The following is a 15,947-nucleotide window of genomic DNA, read 5'->3' as shown; positions in this document are numbered from 1 at the left end:
GGCCGGATCGCGGTTCAGCACGCGGCCACAGCGGGCGCCCCTTCACGTCTACGGCGTGCGGGCCCTACCCCCCGGTAAAGGGCCCGACCACCGTTCGGTGACCGGCAGGTCACCGGAGGGATCCGCGCATCAGGCCCGTATGAGCCGGGTGGCTCGTCTCTCTGATGCGGCGGAGTGGCTCTCCGATGCGGAAACACTACGGTCGCGATCTTGCAGCTGAAACCCCGTTGGGCGACAGCTCGGTAAACGGTTAGTAGTCATCGATGTACGGAGAGTGTTGCCGCGACGAGCGGTCGGTCCCGGGCGACGAGTGGTCCTCGGCGGGGCCCGCGATCTGTTCGGGCAGATGCATCCTGGCCATCATCCGATCCACCCCCATAGGTACCCGACCTGGTGTGACCAGGGAAATCACCACCATCGCGACGAAGGCGAGCGGCACGGTGAACGCCATGTGATACACGGACACCGCCCCCAGTTTCACGCCTGCCAGGTCGCCGGCGGCGAGGGCCGCGGTGAGCCCGCCGCCCACCACCAGCCCGGCTGCGGCGCCCGCGGCGGTCAGCCGCCGCCACCAGATGCCGAGCACCAGCAACGGGCAGAAGGTCGCCGCCGACAGGCAGAACCCGAACAGCACGCCGATCACGGAGGTGGCGGGGGTGGTGAGCGAGGTGAGGGTCAGCGCCGCCAGCGCCACGGCGGCCGTGGCGAAGCGGAAGGCGCCCACGCCCGCTCGCGTCACGCAGGCCGACACGGCGCCGCTCACGGCGGCCAGCACGCCGCAGGAGGTGGCCAGGAAGGCGGCGAAGGCCCCGGCGGCCAGCAGCCCGGTCAGCACGTCTCCGGCCGTCCCCGGCAGCAGCGCCCCGGGCAGCAGCAGCACGACCTCCTCCTCGCGGGCGCCGGGCACGTGCACCCGGCCGAGGATGCCGTACAGCGGCGGCACCAGGAAGAAGACGCCGAGCAGCACCTGGGTGGCCACGATCGAGCGCCGCGCGGCGCGCGCGTCGCCGTTGGCGTAGACGCGCACGATGATGTGCGGCAGCCCCATGGTGCCGAGCGCGCACACCAGCAGCACGGCCAGCACACCCGGCAGCGAGGGCTCGCCCGCCCCCGCCAGCGCCTCCCCGTACGGCGCCGCCAACCCCTCGAACCCCTCCAACCCCGCCGTCGCCCGCGCCCCGCCCCGCCCCCCGCACCGCCAGGCGCACCACAGCACCAGCGCGACCCCGGTGAAGACGACCAGCTTGAGCCAGTACTGCACCGCCTGCACGCTGGTCACGCTGCCCATGCCTCCGGCCAGCGTGACGACGACCGAGACGAGCGTGACCGAGACCCAGCCCGTCCACGTCGGCATCCCGGTCAGCACGCGCAGCACCACCCCCGCCGAGTGGAGCTGGGCGACGAGGTAGAGCAGGCCGATCGCCAGCACATGCCAGGTGGCGAACCTGCGCAGGGCGACCGACCCGAGCCGCCACTGGGCGAAGTCGGGCAGCGTGAAGGTGCCCGAACGGCGCAGCGGCGCCACCACCAGGGCGATGACGACGACGTAGCCCGCCGCCGCGCCCACCGGGTACCACAGCGCCGACGCGCCGTGCAGGGCGATCAGGCCGGCCAGCCCCAGGCAGGCCGCGGCCGAGGTGAACTCCGCGCTGATCGCCGCCCCGTTCCACCACGGCCGGACGGTCCGCGCCGCCACGTAGAACTCCGCGGCGCTGGTGTAGCGCCGCGGCCGTACCACGCCGACGACCACCGAGATGACCACCACGAACGCGATGCCGACCGCCGACGCGGCGACGCTGCCGCCGCTCACCTGTCGCGTTCCGCGCGTTCCGCTCGTCTGAGCTGGAGCACGGCCAGCACCACCCACAGCGGCTGGACGGCCATCGTCACCACCAGCCAGTCGCCCCGCGCCGTCAGCAGCGGCAGGGCGACCAGCGCGGCGAGCACCGCCGCGACCGTGGCCAGCGCGATCCTGGCCTGCCTGCCCATGAGCGCCCTGACCCGCGCGTCGCTGACGGGGCCGTCCGAGGCGAGCGGCACGGGGGCCCGCGGCACGAGGGCACGCCGCCGGGGACCGCGCCGACGAGTGGGCCGCCTGACCACGAGCACCCGCCTGCCGCTCACGTGAACGCCTTATACTGCCGCACCAGCTGCTCCCTGACCTGCCTGGTGTGGCGGCGGCTGACGGGCAGCGTCTCCCTGCCGACGGTCAGCGTCACCCGGCCGCCGTCGAACCGCAGCTCGCTGACATGGCGGGCGGACACCAGCGTGCTGCGGTGCACCCTGATGAAGCCCGCGCCCGCCCACCGGCGCTCCAGCGCGGCCAGCGACATGCGCACCAGGTAGCCGCCGTCCGGCGTGTGCAGGCGCACGTAGTCGCCCTTGGCCTCGGCGTACCAAACCGCCTGCTGCGGCACGAACCTGGTGACCCCGCCGAGCTCGACCGGAATGACGTCGTCACAGCCGTGGTCGGCGGCGGGGGCGGCGGCCGCCTCGAGCCTGCGCACCGTCTCGGCGAGGCGTTCGGCGCGCACCGGCTTGAGGAGGTAGTCGACCGCCTCGAGCTCGAAGGCCTGCACCGCGCAGTCGTCGTGGGCGGTCACGAACACCAGCCGGGGCGGACTGGGGAAACCGCCGATCAGCCGGGCCAGGTCGAGCCCGTCGAGCCCCGGCATGCGGATGTCGAGGAAGACGCCGTCGAGCCGCTCTCCCGCCCCGATCATCTGCACCATGTCCTGCAGCGCCGTGACACCGTCCGAGGCCGTCGCGACATGCTCGACCCTGGCGTCCTGACGGAGCAGGTAGGCCAGCTCCGCCAAGGCGGGGACCTCGTCGTCGACGGCCAGCACGCGTAGCATGACCTTTACGCTGCCTCAAGAACGCGCACGTCACAAGTGACACGCCAGCTTTGCGTAAAGATTTGACTACAAAGAGCTATGGTGGCTCTTGGGGACGCGGAGCCTCACCTTGGTGCCGGCGCCGACGCCGGTCTCCACGACCAGGCCGTAGTCCTCGCCGTAGATCTGCCGCATCCTGACGTCCACGTTCGCCAGGCCGATGCCGCCGCCCCCGCGGTGCGGGTCGTCGTCCAGCAGCCGGCGGGCGGTCTCGGGTTCCATGCCCGTGCCGTCGTCCTCGACCGTGATGTGCGCCTCGGGGCCGGCGTCGCGGACCACGATCCTGACCTCGCCGGTGCCGTCACGGCCGCCCATGCCGTGCTTGATGGCGTTCTCCACCAGCGGCTGCAGGCACAGGAACGGCACCGGCACCGGCAGCACCTCGGGCGCGACCTGCACGCTGAAGCGCAGCCGGTCGCCGAAGCGGGCCCGCTCCAGCAGCAGGTAGCGGTCCACGCAGGTCAGCTCGTCGGCCAGGGTGGTGAAGTCGCGGGCCCTGCGCAGCGCGTAGCGGGAGAAGTCGGCGAAGTCCAGGATGAGCTCGCGGGCCCGGCACGGGTCGGTCCTGACGAACGAGGCGATCGTGGTCAGCGCGTTGTAGACGAAGTGCGGGGAGATCTGGGCGCGCAGCGCGCGCAGCTCCGCCTCCATCGCCCGCCGCCTGGAGGAGTCGAGCTCGGCCAGCTCCAGCTGCCCCGACACCCACCTGCCCACTTCGGTGACCGTGCGCACCAGCGCCGCGCTCACCTGCCGGTCGTAGGCGGCCAGCGCGCCCACCACCGTGCCCTCGACCGTCAGCGGCACCACGACCGCGCCGTTCGGCTCGCCCGCGAACACGTGCGGACGCCCGGAGGCCAGCGAGGCGCGCGCGTGCGCCAGCACCTCCTCGGGGCAGGCCCCGTCGCAGGCGAGCGCCGCGTCCGTGGAAGTGATCGCGACGGCCGAGGTGCCGAGCAGCGCCCGCAGATGCCGTACGGCCCTGCGCGCCGACTCCCGTGTCAGCCCGGTCCGCAGCGCGGGTGCCGCCAGCGCCGCCACGTGCAGCGTGGTGAAGGTGGCCGCACCCTTCCAGCGGCCCTCGGGGAGCACGGGACGCCTTCTGGCCAGGGCGAACCCCGCGACGAACGCGAAGGCGGCCAGAACCGCGCAAGCCGTGGTCGACATGCGCGTAACGGTAGCCAACAACGCACCGTGTCCGGGCGGGAACAGAGCGAGAGCTAGGGCGGCGGACCCTCGCCCGGCTCCTCCTGGTAGGAGTAGCGCTGCTCCTTCCACGGGTCGGCCACGTTGTGGTAGCCGCGTTCCTCCCAGAAGCCGCGCCTGTCCTCGACCAGGTACTCCACCGCGCGCACCCACTTGACGCTCTTCCACGCGTACAGGTGCGGGACGACGATGCGCAACGGGAAGCCCCGCTCGGGCGCCAGCGGCTTCTCGTCCAGCTCCGTGGCGAACAGCGTGCCGGGTGCGGTCAGGTCGGACATCCTGAGGTTGGCGCTGTAGCCGTACTCCGCCCAGATCATCACGTGGCGGACGCCGGCGGCCGGCGGCGCGGCCGCGATGATCGTCTGCGGGGTGACGCCCGACCACTCGTTGCCCATGAGTGAGAACTTGGTCACGCAGTGGAAGTCGGCCAGAACCGACGTCCGGGGCAGTCGCCCGAAGTCCGTCCAGGTGAAGCGGTGCTCCTCGCCCGACGCCGTCGCGCCGAAGACCCGGAAGTCCCAGGTGTCCGGCTTGAAGCGGGGCACCCGGCCGTAGTGAATGACGGGTCGGCCGCGTGGGACGTACTGGCCTGGGGGCAGGCGCGACTCCTCCACGATCACTCCCTCACCGACTGTGTTCCAGGCCATCCTCCCATCCCGGGTGCGGCGTCCCGGACGCGGTGCCTGGCTTGTCAGGTCTCCGGCATGCGCTACTATTGCCGGACTATGCGGATCACCTTCCTGTTTTGGTATGGCGACGGACCCGATCGGACCGTTCGCCATCTGGTGATGCGCTAGCACACAGGCGAACGAAGGCCCCGGGTCCATGAGGACCCGGGGCCTTCGTCATTTTCGAGGAGAGAACATGGTCATCGTGATGGGCTCCGAGGCGACGCAGGGCGACGTCGAGGCGGTGGTCGGCCTCGTGCAGGCGGCAGGCGTGGAGGCGTTCGTCAGCAGGGGGGTGCAGCGCACGATCATCGGGCTGGTAGGCGACGTCACGCAGCTCAGCGCCGTCAACCTACGCGGCATGAGCGGGGTGCGCGACGTCATGCGGGTGTCGACGCCGTACAAGCTGGTGAGCAGGGAGAACCACCCGGACAGGTCCACCGTGCACGTCGGCGGGGTGCCGATCGGCCCCGACACCGTGACGCTCATCGCGGGGCCCTGCGCGGTGGAGACGCCGCAGCAGACGCTCGAGGCCGCCCAGATGGCCAAGGCGGCGGGCGCGACACTGCTGCGGGGCGGCGCCTACAAGCCGCGCACCTCCCCGTACGCCTTCCAGGGGCTCGGGGAGAAGGGGCTGCGCATCCTCGCCGACGTGCGCGAGGAGACGGGGCTGCCGGTCGTGACCGAGGTCGTGGACGCCCACGACGTCGACCTCGTCGCCTCCTACGCCGACATGCTGCAGGTCGGCACGCGCAACGCGCAGAACTTCGCGCTGCTGCAGGCGGTCGGCGCGGCGGGCAAGCCGGTCATGCTGAAGCGCGGCATGAACGCCACCATCGAGGAGTGGCTCATGGCCGCCGAGTACATCGCCCAGCGCGGCAACCTCGACATCGTGCTGTGCGAGCGCGGCATCCGCACCTTCGAGACCGCCACCCGCAACACCCTGGACGTCTCCGCCGTCCCGGTCGCCCAGCGGCTCTCGCACCTGCCGGTCATCATCGACCCGTCCCACTCGGGCGGCCGCCGCGACCTGGTGCTGCCGCTGACCCGCGCGGCGATCGCGGTCGGCGCCGACGGCGTCATCGTGGACGTGCACCCGCACCCCGAGCAGGCGCTGTGCGACGGCCCGCAGGCCCTGGTCGACGGCGACCTGCGCGAGCTGGCCGCGACCATGCGGACCTTCCCCGCCCTGCTGGGCAAGGGCCTGACCGGCGACGCGGTCACGGTCTGACCAGGCAGGGGGCTCAGGGCTGGTACGGCCGGCGCGCCACGAACCGCCTGCCGTACTCATGAGTAACTAAGTATTTCTCCGCATGTGTCGGGCGCTCGTGGCGTCTCATCATCGAGCCATGAGCAAACCGATCCAGCCCTCCCAGACCACCGCCTACTACGTGCAGGCGGTCCTGTCCTTCGGCGCGTCGCTCGCCGCCGTGGCGATCGGCGTGGCCTACCTGCCGGTCTCCGGATGGATCAGGGCGTTCCTGACCGTCGGCGTCCTTTACGTGATCACGTCGGCGTTCACGCTGGCCAAGGTGGTACGCGACCGGCAGGAGCTGAGCGCGATGACCAACCGGGTCGACCAGGCGCGCCTCGACAAGCTCCTCGCCGAGCACGATCCCTTCAAGGTCGACACCCCCTGAGCGCGACGCCCCCTGATGGGACGGACCTCTGACGGACTGACCCCTGGGCGGCCCGGACTTCGCCCATGCCCGTGGGCATGGGCGTCGCCGCGGCCGGTGGCCCCGTCAGAGGGTGTATTCCTGGATCGAGTCGGCGAGCTGCACCACGAGCTCCTCCGCGTCGAGGCGCTTCTCGATCAGCTTGAGGTCCTCGATCTTGGCGCGGGTCTCGGCGCGCTTGGGCGCCAGCAGGCTGCAGCAGTCCTCGTCGGGCAGCTCGGAGATCTCCAGCGTGCCGATCCGCCGGGCCTCGGCCATGATCTCGGTCTTGTCCCAGCCGATCAGCGGTCGCAGGATCGGCAGGTCGACCGCGTTGTCCTGGGCGGTGATGTTCTGCAGCGTCTGGGAGGAGACCTGGCCGAGCGCGTCGCCGGTGACGAGCGCGCCCGCCCTGATGCGGTGGGCGACCTCCTCGGCCGTCTTCAGCATGAGCCTGCGCTGGGCGATCACGGCCAGCCGGTCCTGCCCTGAGGTCCTGATCGACTGCTGCGCCTTGCCGAACGGCACGACCCACAGCCGCGACTTGCCCTGGAAGCGGTCGAGCCGGCGCACCAGCGCGTACGCCTTGTAGATCGACTCGGAGGTGGTGAAGGGGATGCCGGAGAAGTGCAGGAAGTCGACGTGGAGCCCGCGGCGCATCATGCGGTAGGCGGCCACGGGCGAGTCGATGCCGCCGGACATCAGCACCAGGGCCCTGCCGCTGCTGCCCACCGGCAGGCCGCCCTGCCCGGGCAGCCCGTCGGTGAAGACGAAGACCTCGTCGCGGTCGACCTCGATGTAGACGGTCAGCTCGGGGTTCTTCAGGTCGACGGGCAGGCCGTAGGTGTCGTTGATGGTGCCGCCGACCAGCCGGTCGAGCTCGTTGGAGCGCAGCGGGAAGCGCTTGTCGCGGCGGCGCGAGCGCACCGCGAACCTGGCGCCCCGCCTGACCTCCTCGCGGTCCCTGATCAGCTCCAGCGCGGCCTTGACGACCGTGTCGGGGTCCTTGGCGACCCGCCACGCGCGGTGGATCCACACCAGGCCCGGCACGTCGGTCACGCGCTGGGCCACCTGGTCGGCGACCTCGACGCCGGTGCCCTCGGGCAGGAAGATCGCGATGACGCCGTGGCGCTGGCGCACATCGGTCTTGAGGTCGAAGTCCTTCAGGGCGGCGCGGATGTTGCCGACGAGCCTGCGCTCGAACAGCTCGCGGTTCTTGCCTTTCAGGACGATCTCCCCCAGCTTGAGCAGCACGCACGGCTCGCCCAGGGCGGACATCGTCATGGCGGGAACCTCCGGGAGGAATGTGGGAACGCGGCCCCATCTGCAACGCCGCGACGTCTCGAGTTTAGTCCGCCGCGCGGCGGCGAGACCCGCCCGGCGTGCGGTCGTCCGTCAGAGGTCCTCGTCGAGCCCCTGCTCGATCGCGTAACGGACCAGCTCGACGCGGTTGTGGAGCTGGAGCTTGTTGAGCGTGTTCTGGACGTGGTTCTGCACCGTGCGATGGCTGAGCACGAGCCGGTCGGCGATCTGCCTGTAGGACAGCCCCTTGGCCACCAGGCGCAGCACCTCGGTCTCCCGGTCGGTCAGCCGGGGACCCTCCGGCCGCGTGCGCGACTCGGCGGCCAGCCGGCGGTACTCCCCCAGCACCAGCCCCGCGAGCCCGGGCGTGAAGACCGCGTCGCCCACGGCGGTCCGCGCCACCGCGTCGAGGAACTCCTCCCGGCCGGCCGACTTGACCAGGTAGCCGCAGGCGCCGGCTTTCACCGCCTCCAGCACGTCCTCCTGCTCGGCGCTCGCCGACAGCACCAGGATCTTCACCCCGGGCAGCCCTCTGGCCACCTGCGCCCCCGACAGGTCGGGCAACTGCAGGTCGAGGACGACCACGTCGGGCCTGACCGCCTCGGCCACCCGGAGCGCCTGCCGTCCCTCGCCCACGGCGGCGACCACCTCGTACCCCGCCTCGGCCAGGTCCCTGGCCACCGCGTCGCGCCACATGGGATGGTCGTCGACCACCATCACCCGCACCATGCCGTCACTCTAAGGGCCGTCACCTTCAGGACCGCCGGCGAAGCGGCGCGGGCACGGTGATCTCCACCTCGGTGCCCTCGCCGGGCGTGGACAGGATCGACACCCTGCCGCCCAGATCGGCCACCCGACCCTTGATCGACTGGGCGACGCCGAGCCTCCCGTCGGCGCGCGCCTGCTCCAGCCGTCCTGCGGCGATGCCGGGGCCCTCGTCGCGCACGCTGACCGTCACCTCGCCGTCACCCTCCTCGGCGAACACCCAGGCCCGCGCCCGCTCGCCGCAGTGGGCCCGCACGTTGTCCAGCGCCGCCCGTACGGCGGCCGCTGTCTCCTCGGCCACGCCGGTGGGCAGGACCAGCGGCGTGGCCGGCGTGGAGATCGTCACCTGGGCCGAGCCGAACCTCATGAGCAGCGCCCGCAGATCCGCCGACCCCGTCGGCGCGGGCCGCACCGCGACCAGTTCGCGCAGCGCGGCCTCCTGCTCCCCTGCCAGCCTGCCCAGCTCGGCCGCCTCGCCGCCGAGCTCCTGACCGCGGCGCTTGACCAGCGCCAGCACCTGCAGCACCGAGTCGTGGATGCCGCGGGCCAGCCGTTCGCGTTCGCGCTGGGCGGCCTCCATCTCGACGGCGCGCTGCATGTGCTCCTCGGCCCGTACCGCGAGGCGCGCCACGTGCCCGACGACGACTCCCGCCATGAACAGCAGGACCGCCCCGTTGATCAGGATCGGGGAGCCGGGCCCCGCCATCCGCACCCAGAGGTCGGTGCCCGCCACGATCGCCGCCGCCACCCCGCCCAGGCGGCGCCCGCCGTACACGGCCCAGGCCAGAACGGGGCCGGCGATCCAGATCGCGGGGACCGGCATGCTGCCGAGCTGCCCCTGGAAGGAACCCTGCACGTACGGCGTGGCCAGCAGGCAGCCCAGCGCCACCAGCATGTCGACGGTCAGCAGCGGCCAGCCGCGCAGGGCCTCGACGGAGTAGCAGACGGTGGCGGCCGCGGTCCACAGCGCCATGATCGCGATGACCGTCCAGCCGGCGACCGGGTGGGCGAAGCCCTCGTGCTGGAGCATCAGCATCGCCGCGTAGATCAGCGACGCGACCCTGAAGACCGCGATCGCCCGCCAGAAGGCATCGCCCATGAGAGGTTCTCACGTTTCCGACAGAGGAGATTGACAGATAGTTGAGCTATCCATGCAAATGGGATAGACGCGCTGCGACAATCCGGAAGATCCCTATGGCAAGGATTGTCACAACATGAATCATTTCACCCAGGGTCCGCTCACGCCGATCCTCGCGTACGTGATGTCGTGTATGGGCTCGATGCTCGGCCTACGGCTCACCGCCCAGGCCAACGCCTCGACCGGCTCCTCGCGTGCGCGATGGCTCATCGGCGCGGCCATCTCCATCGGCGGCACCGGCATCTGGGTCATGCACTTCATCGCCATGATGGGCTTCGACGTCGAGGGCACCGAGATCAGGTACGACGTCCCGCTCACCGTCGCCTCGGCGCTGGTGGCCGTCGTCGTGGTCGGCGCGGGACTGTTTCTGGTCTCCTTCGGCCGCGCCAAGGCGCTCGCCCTGCTCGGCGGCGGCCTGCTGACCGGGCTCGGCGTGGCCGCCATGCACTACATGGGCATGTACGCCATGAACATGTCGGCCCACGTCACCTACGACCCGGTGTTCGTGGGCGCCTCCGTCGTCATCGCGGTCGTCGCCGCGACGGTCGCCCTGTGGTTCACCCTGCGCGTCAGGCGGGCCCTGGCGATCACCGGCGCCGCGCTGATCATGGGTGTCGCCGTCGCCGGCATGCACTACACGGGCATGTTCGGGATGAGCGTCCAGCTCCACACCGCATCCGGGCACGTGGCCGGCGCGGACGCGCTGTCCTTCCTCGTGCCGTTGATGACGGTGGTCAGCCTCATCACGCTGACCATGCTGCTGATGGTCATCCTGTCTCCGTCGCAGGCGGAGATGCAGGAGGACGCCGAGCTGATGGCCCGCCTCGAGATGCGCCGCCAGGCGGCCGAGAGCGCCCAGACCCTTCGCGCGCCCGTGCCCGCGGGCCCGCCCGCGCAGGGCCGGTCGCAGCGCGGCCGTCCCCCGCAGGGCCTGCCCGAGCAGGGGCGGCCCGCGCACGGGCGGCAGGAGCGCGGCCGGGCCGCGCAGGGGCTGAACGAGCAGGGACGGCCGGAGTACGGCAGACCCGAGTACGGCGCCGCCCCACAGACGGGCGGCCCCCTCCCCAGGAGGACGCAGGCGCCCTACGGCCGGCCCCAGCAGCACCCACGGGGTTGAGACATCCGCACGCGAGGGCCGCGGCGGCCGGGGCGATCCCGGATCCGCCGCGGCCCTCGCGGCGTTTCTCCCGGCCCTCCGGCCTGCGGGGACGGCGAGAGCGACAGCATCCGTCGGGTACGGCCCGCCCCCTTCATCATGGGCCGCGACAATCGGGGGCGAGCCGTACCCGGAGGGAATGGAGCGGTCTCCCGCTCTGCCCTCACGGTACGGCCCGCCACTTGCAATCCGCTTAACCGAAGAAGACCTCGGCCTCCTCGTAGCGCTCGACCGGGACGGTCTTCAGCTCCGAAGTGGCCTCGTCGAGCCCCACGCGCACGATGTCGGTGCCGCGCAGCGCCACCATCGTGCCGAAGTCACCGGCGTGGACCGCGTCGATGGCCTGCAGCCCGAACCGGGTGGCCAGCACCCTGTCGAAGGCGGTTGGCGTGCCGCCGCGCTGGATGTGGCCGAGCACGGTCGTGCGGGCCTCCTTGCCGGTGCGCTTCTCGATCTCCTTGGCCAGCATCTCGCCGATGCCGCCGAGCCGTACGTGGCCGAAGGCGTCGAGCTCGCTCGCCTGCAGTGTCATCTGGCCTTCGAGGGGGTGGGCGCCCTCGGCGACCACGATGATCGGTGAGTAGCGCGTGCGGAAGCGCGACTCGACGTACTCGCAGACACGGTCGATGTCGAACGGCTTCTCGGGGATGAGGATGACGTTGGCACCGCCGGCCATGCCCGCGTGCAGCGCGATCCAGCCCGCGTGACGGCCCATGACCTCGCAGATCAGCGCCCTGTGGTGGGACTCGGCGGTGGTGTGGAGCCGGTCGATGGCCTCGGTGGCGATGTTGACGGCGGTGTCGAAGCCGAAGGTGTAGTCGGTGCCGGACAGGTCGTTGTCGATGGTCTTGGGCACGCCGACCACCTTGACCTCACGGTCGGACAACTGGCGGGCGACACCGAGGGTGTCCTCGCCGCCGATGGCGATCAAGGCGTCGATCCCGCTCGCGGTGAGGTTGTCCTTGATCCGGTCGACGCCACCCTCGATCTTGATCGGGTTCGTGCGGGACGAACCCAGAATCGTGCCGCCCCGCGGCAGGATCCCTCGCACGGCCTGGATGTCGAGCGGCATGGTGTCGCCTTCAAGGGGGCCGCGCCAGCCGTCCCTGAAGCCGACGAACTCGTGCCCGTAAACGCTGACACCCTTGCGAACAACAGCCCTGATCACAGCATTGAGACCGGGGCAGTCGCCGCCTCCGGTGAGCACTCCAATACGCATGGCAAGTTCCTCCCGATGGGGTTCACGGCCAAACTGCTGGGGCGGTGCCTTCGACGTATCGCCGATGCAACGCATTGTGCCCTTTGGTACCGGCAATGGTCTAGACCAAAAGGCGGGTGCCGTGCGCGGTCCGACGCCGGACGCGGGCACGACAGGCGTGACCGCGCCGGCCGTCACCGGGGAGGGGCGGATCGGGTCGCGTGGTCACGAGGAGTTCCCTGCCCATCCTGGCCGGATCGAACACGCACCGGAGGAGATCATCCGACGGCGCCCGCGGCGCGGCGTGCCGCTCCAGGACGGGTATCGGCGGGCTCACCGGCAAGCGGCGAGCCGAGCGTCAACCAACGGTTGACGACCCTTTATCGTCAACCTATGGTTGACGCATGGAGAACACCGTCAGGCTCGACGACCTGATCTCAGCGATCAAGACCCGCGGCGGCGATCCGCTCGACCAGCTGTCCGACGCGGTCACGCTCGGCGAACACCTCGGCGACGTCGCCGACCACCTCATCGGCCACTTCGTGGACCAGGCGCGGCATTCGGGCGCCTCCTGGACGGAGATCGGCCGCAGCATGGGCGTGAGCAAGCAGGCCGCGCAGAAGCGGTTCGTGTCGAAGGACGGCCCCACCCTGGCCGAGGACCTGCGCAACTACGCCCGCTTCACCGAGCGCGCCCGCCACGTGGTCGTCCAGGCCCAGGCGGAGGCACGCGACGGCGGGCACGACCAGATCGAGGTCGGCCACCTCGTGCTCGGCCTCCTGCACGAGCCCGAGGGCATCGCCGCCAAGATCATGGTCACGCTCGGGGCGAGCCCCACGGCCGTGCGGGAGGCGGTGACGCCGCCGGCCGGGTCAGGCGCGCCCGACATGGTCGCCTTCTCCGCCCAGGCCACCAAGGCGCTCGAACTCACCCTGCGCGAGGCGCTACGGCTCGGCCACAACTACGTGGGCACCGAGCACATCCTGCTGGGCGTCCTGTCGCTGGAGGAGGGCCCCGCGACGGCGGCGCTGACCGGCCTGGGCGTGACCAAGGAGGCGGTGGAGCCGGAGATCAGGCGGCTGCTGAGCGCGTTCCTCGGCAAGGCCTGACTAGCGGGGCAGCACGCAGGCGGGCGCGACCACCTCGATGCGCCCGCCCGTCGGCCGGGGCAGGCCGCCGTGCAGTGACAGCACGGAGACCGCGTCGTCGGTCTGGTTGGCCACGTACATGGCGGCGCCGTCGATGGCGAAGTGCCGGGGCCAGGCGCCGCCGCTGGACACCTCCGTCACCGGCGCCAGATCGGTCCTGCGCAGGACCGCGATCGTGTCGGGGCCGCGGTTGGCGACATAGACGTAGTCGTCGGCCGCCTCGATGTGCGAGGGATAGTTCGTGCCCGGCGCCTGGCTGGCAGGGACGGCCGCCACCTCGTTCCAGTGGCTGTCGTAGCTGCGCACCATGGCGTCGAGCTCGCCGGCCACGTGGCAGCGGTCGCCGTCGAACACCAGGTGGCGGGGGCCCATCCCGGCGGGCAGCTTCACGGACTCCAGCGCGCGGCCGTCGAGCGCGTAGCGGCGGATCTCGTCGGTGCCGAGATCGCACACGTGCAGCACGTCCTGATGGAAGACGGTCTGGTGGGCGTGGGGCCGCTCCTGCCGTTCCCACACCGGACCTGAACCGTGGTGGGTGAGCACGACGGGTTCACCGGCGAAGGCGCCGTTCTCGTCGAGCTCGTGCAGGCTGACGACGCCGTCGCCGTAGTTGGCCACCGCCAGCAACCGCCCGCCCGGATGCACGGCCACATGGCACGGCTGGCCGCCCTCGCTGGAGCGCTCGCCGAGCGGAGCCGGCCGGTCGGCGGCCACCGAGTAGGCGCTCACGGTGCCGCGGTCGTCCTCGCCCACGGCGTACAGCACCGGCATCGCGGGATGGAAGGCCAGGAAGGAGGCCTTGTGGGCCGCGGCGCGCGCGAGCACGGCCAGGTCCTTGCCTACGACCACGATGTCGGGACCGTATCCACCAATGAACAGGTGCTTCACAACAGACATCCTCTCATGCTTGACTGTGTCAATGAACTCATTGACCGAGGCAAGGATCGCCGAGATCAGGGCCTTCAATCGCTTCTACACCAAGGTGATCGGCGTCCTGCAGCTCGGCATGCTCGATTCGCCCTACTCCCTGACCGAGGTGAGGGTGCTGTTCGAGCTCGCCAGCGCCGAGGGGCCGGCGCTGGAGGCGGGCGAGCTGCGGCGCATGCTCGACCTCGACGCCGGATACCTGAGCAGGATCCTGGCCAGGTTCGAGGCTGACGGCCTGCTCGTCAGGGAGCGGTCCTCGAGCGACGCCCGCAAGCAGGTCGTCCGGCTCACCGAGGCCGGCACGACCACCTTCGCCGGGCTCGACCGGCGCCAGAGCGAGCGGATCAGCCAGTTGCTCGACGGGCTCGGCGAGGAGGAGCAGGCACGGCTCGTCGCGGCGATGTCGTCGATCAGGAAGACGCTCGGCCGGGAGGCGCCCGCCTCGCGCGTGCCGTACGTCATCAGGCCGCCGCGCACGGGCGACCTCGGATGGGCCGTCTGGCGGCACGCGGCGCTGTACGGCAAGGAGTACGGCTGGGGCCTCGAGTTCGAGAAGGTCGTCGCGCGCATCGTCAGCGAGTACGACCCGGCCAGGGACACGGGCTGGATCGCCGAGATCGACGGGGAGCCGGTCGGCTCGGTGTTCTGCGTGCACAAGGACGACACCACCGCGCAGCTGCGGATGCTGCTGGTGGAGCCCGCGGCGCGCGGGCTCGGCCTGGGGCGGCGGCTGGTGGAGGAGTGCCTGCGGCACGCGCGGGAGTCGGGGTACAAGCGGATCGTGCTGTGGACCAGGGACTCACTGGTGAGCGCGCGCCGGATCTACCAGGCGGCGGGCTTCAGGCTGGACTCGGAGGAGACGTCGGTCGAGAACGGGGTGGACGTCGTCGAGCAGGTCTGGTCCCTCGACCTCTGAAGCCGGCCCGCACTCCCCGGCCGGCGGATTGCGGTAGATCAGGAGGGGATGCCGCGTCCCCGACGACAGGACCCTTGATGACACTGGCCGAGCTGCTGTCCGGCGTGGCGGCGGGCAGGCTTCCCCCCGCCGACGGCACGGTGACGATCGTGCCGCAGCCCAGCCACCGCGACATGGGCGTGATCGCCTTCACCGCGCACAGCGTGGTCTTCGCCGACCTCGACCACGGCTGGCTGCGCGACAGGCTGCCCGACGGCGACCTGTCCGCGCCGCTGAACCCGCCGTTCCTGCGGGCGCTGGAGCTGGAGACCGGCAGGACGGTCGACAACCTCGACGCGCTCCTGCTCGCCCGGCCGCTGGCAGGGCCGCCACCCGCCGGGCTCACCGAGATCACCGACGACGGCCATCCCCGCGTGGCGCGCGCCATGCGGCACCGCGACGCCGTACGGGTGTGGGCCGGCGAGGAGGGCGTGCTGGTGATCGGCAGGGGCGTGGCGGGGCGATGGGAGGTCGCGGTGGAGGTCGATCCCGCCCACCGAGGGCGCGGCGTGGGCAGGAGGCTGGCCGCGGCGGCCCGCGCGCTGTGCGACGAGCCGCTGTGGGCGCAGGTCGCCCCGGGCAACGCGGCCAGCCTGCGCGCCTTCCTGGCGGCGGGGTTCACGCCCGTGGGCGCCGAGGCGCTGCTGGTCGCCGACGAAACTCGGTAAACTGCTCGCATGGCCGACCGTCCGGTACGCCGCCAAGCGCGGGGCCTCAAGCGCATGGCCGAGATCCTCGACGCGGCGGAGCTGGTCATCGCCGAGGTGGGCTACCCCGACCTCACGACGAACCAGGTGGCGGCGCGGGCGGGCATGTCGCCCGGCTCGCTGTACCAGTTCTTCCGCAACAAGGACGAGATCCTCGACGGCCTGGTGGCCCGCTACACCGTCGAGCGCGGCGAGTACTGGGCCGAGCGGCTGGCCGCCGTCACC

17 protein-coding genes are annotated in these 15,947 nt (G+C 71.5%); 7 read left to right on the top strand and 10 right to left on the bottom strand.

The window, feature by feature from the left end; translation table 11 throughout:
- Nucleotides 1–250 precede the first annotated feature (250 nt).
- The 5 genes from ABZX22_RS18075 to ABZX22_RS18055 all read right to left on the bottom strand — a co-directional run bounded on the left by ABZX22_RS18075 (nucleotide 251) and on the right by ABZX22_RS18055 (nucleotide 4,747).
- Nucleotides 251–1,810, bottom strand: a complete 1,560-nt coding sequence (locus ABZX22_RS18075; protein ID WP_354910103.1) for a cation acetate symporter — start codon at nucleotides 1,808–1,810, stop codon at nucleotides 251–253.
- The gene (locus ABZX22_RS18070) at nucleotides 1,807–2,124 is read right to left on the bottom strand and encodes a hypothetical protein (protein WP_354910101.1); all 318 of its coding nucleotides are present in this window, start codon (nucleotides 2,122–2,124) and stop codon (nucleotides 1,807–1,809) included. Before ABZX22_RS18070 ends, ABZX22_RS18075 begins: the two co-directional genes overlap by 4 nt.
- Nucleotides 2,121–2,858: a LytTR family DNA-binding domain-containing protein gene (locus ABZX22_RS18065; RefSeq protein WP_354910099.1), complete on the bottom strand. Its 738-nt coding sequence runs from the start codon at nucleotides 2,856–2,858 to the stop codon at nucleotides 2,121–2,123. Before ABZX22_RS18065 ends, ABZX22_RS18070 begins: the two co-directional genes overlap by 4 nt.
- Before the next feature lie 66 nt (nucleotides 2,859–2,924).
- Nucleotides 2,925–4,061: a histidine kinase gene (locus ABZX22_RS18060; protein ID WP_354910097.1), complete on the bottom strand. Its 1,137-nt coding sequence runs from the start codon at nucleotides 4,059–4,061 to the stop codon at nucleotides 2,925–2,927.
- A 53-nt stretch (nucleotides 4,062–4,114) separates the two neighbouring features.
- Entirely contained in the window at nucleotides 4,115–4,747 is a 633-nt protein-coding gene (locus ABZX22_RS18055) for a molybdopterin-dependent oxidoreductase (RefSeq protein ID WP_354910095.1), read from the bottom strand.
- A gap of 217 nt (nucleotides 4,748–4,964) precedes the next feature.
- Here ABZX22_RS18055 and aroF point away from each other — a divergent pair, with 217 nt between their 5' ends.
- Together aroF and ABZX22_RS18045 are read left to right on the top strand one after the other, a co-directional pair.
- A complete protein-coding gene (gene aroF, locus ABZX22_RS18050; RefSeq protein ID WP_354910092.1) occupies nucleotides 4,965–5,999 on the top strand; it encodes a 3-deoxy-7-phosphoheptulonate synthase in 1,035 nt (344 codons plus the stop codon).
- A 118-nt stretch (nucleotides 6,000–6,117) separates the two neighbouring features.
- Nucleotides 6,118–6,408, top strand: coding sequence for a YiaA/YiaB family inner membrane protein (locus ABZX22_RS18045; RefSeq protein WP_354910090.1), 291 nt, complete (start codon nucleotides 6,118–6,120; stop codon nucleotides 6,406–6,408).
- Between the two features lie 105 nt (nucleotides 6,409–6,513).
- Here ABZX22_RS18045 and thiI read toward each other — a convergent pair whose 3' ends face one another.
- The 3 genes from thiI to ABZX22_RS18030 all read right to left on the bottom strand — a co-directional run bounded on the left by thiI (nucleotide 6,514) and on the right by ABZX22_RS18030 (nucleotide 9,592).
- Nucleotides 6,514–7,710, bottom strand: a complete 1,197-nt coding sequence (gene thiI, locus ABZX22_RS18040; RefSeq protein WP_354910088.1) for a tRNA uracil 4-sulfurtransferase ThiI — start codon at nucleotides 7,708–7,710, stop codon at nucleotides 6,514–6,516.
- A gap of 111 nt (nucleotides 7,711–7,821) precedes the next feature.
- Nucleotides 7,822–8,457 (bottom strand): response regulator transcription factor, encoded by a 636-nt coding sequence (locus tag ABZX22_RS18035; protein WP_354910087.1) that lies wholly within the window; start codon nucleotides 8,455–8,457, stop codon nucleotides 7,822–7,824.
- A 25-nt stretch (nucleotides 8,458–8,482) separates the two neighbouring features.
- Nucleotides 8,483–9,592 carry a DUF5931 domain-containing protein gene (locus ABZX22_RS18030; RefSeq protein WP_354910085.1) on the bottom strand — a complete coding sequence of 370 codons (1,110 nt, stop codon included), beginning with the start codon at nucleotides 9,590–9,592 and terminating at the stop codon, nucleotides 8,483–8,485.
- A gap of 115 nt (nucleotides 9,593–9,707) precedes the next feature.
- On the opposite strand from ABZX22_RS18030, the gene ABZX22_RS18025 reads away from it, so the two are divergent.
- On the top strand, nucleotides 9,708–10,748 hold the full coding sequence (locus ABZX22_RS18025; RefSeq protein WP_354910084.1) for an MHYT domain-containing protein: 1,041 nt from the start codon (nucleotides 9,708–9,710) through the stop codon (nucleotides 10,746–10,748).
- Between the two features lie 232 nt (nucleotides 10,749–10,980).
- Here the strand turns inward: ABZX22_RS18025 and ABZX22_RS18020 are convergent, their stop codons facing one another.
- Nucleotides 10,981–12,006: a 6-phosphofructokinase gene (locus tag ABZX22_RS18020; protein WP_354910081.1), complete on the bottom strand. Its 1,026-nt coding sequence runs from the start codon at nucleotides 12,004–12,006 to the stop codon at nucleotides 10,981–10,983.
- Nucleotides 12,007–12,389: 383 nt separating this feature from the next.
- Between ABZX22_RS18020 and ABZX22_RS18015 the strand changes: the two genes are divergently transcribed.
- Nucleotides 12,390–13,094 carry a Clp protease N-terminal domain-containing protein gene (locus ABZX22_RS18015; protein ID WP_354910079.1) on the top strand — a complete coding sequence of 235 codons (705 nt, stop codon included), beginning with the start codon at nucleotides 12,390–12,392 and terminating at the stop codon, nucleotides 13,092–13,094.
- Here ABZX22_RS18015 and ABZX22_RS18010 read toward each other — a convergent pair whose 3' ends face one another.
- On the bottom strand, nucleotides 13,095–14,030 hold the full coding sequence (locus tag ABZX22_RS18010) for a beta-propeller fold lactonase family protein (protein WP_354910077.1): 936 nt from the start codon (nucleotides 14,028–14,030) through the stop codon (nucleotides 13,095–13,097). It lies immediately after the preceding gene.
- Nucleotides 14,031–14,052: 22 nt separating this feature from the next.
- On the opposite strand from ABZX22_RS18010, the gene ABZX22_RS18005 reads away from it, so the two are divergent.
- The 3 genes from ABZX22_RS18005 to ABZX22_RS17995 form a co-directional block, all read left to right on the top strand.
- Nucleotides 14,053–14,976 (top strand): helix-turn-helix domain-containing GNAT family N-acetyltransferase, encoded by a 924-nt coding sequence (locus ABZX22_RS18005; RefSeq protein WP_354910075.1) that lies wholly within the window; start codon nucleotides 14,053–14,055, stop codon nucleotides 14,974–14,976.
- Nucleotides 14,977–15,053: 77 nt separating this feature from the next.
- Nucleotides 15,054–15,683: a GNAT family N-acetyltransferase gene (locus ABZX22_RS18000; protein WP_354910073.1), complete on the top strand. Its 630-nt coding sequence runs from the start codon at nucleotides 15,054–15,056 to the stop codon at nucleotides 15,681–15,683.
- A gap of 9 nt (nucleotides 15,684–15,692) precedes the next feature.
- Nucleotides 15,693–15,947 (top strand): helix-turn-helix domain-containing protein (locus ABZX22_RS17995; protein WP_354910070.1); only part of this gene is annotated, 255 nt, incomplete at its 3' end.

Source organism: Nonomuraea sp. NPDC003804 (genome assembly GCF_040610675.1).
GTDB lineage: Bacteria > Actinomycetota > Actinomycetes > Streptosporangiales > Streptosporangiaceae > Nonomuraea.
Note: the sequence above shows the minus strand (reverse complement) of the source record. Positions and strands in the feature narration are given on the sequence as shown.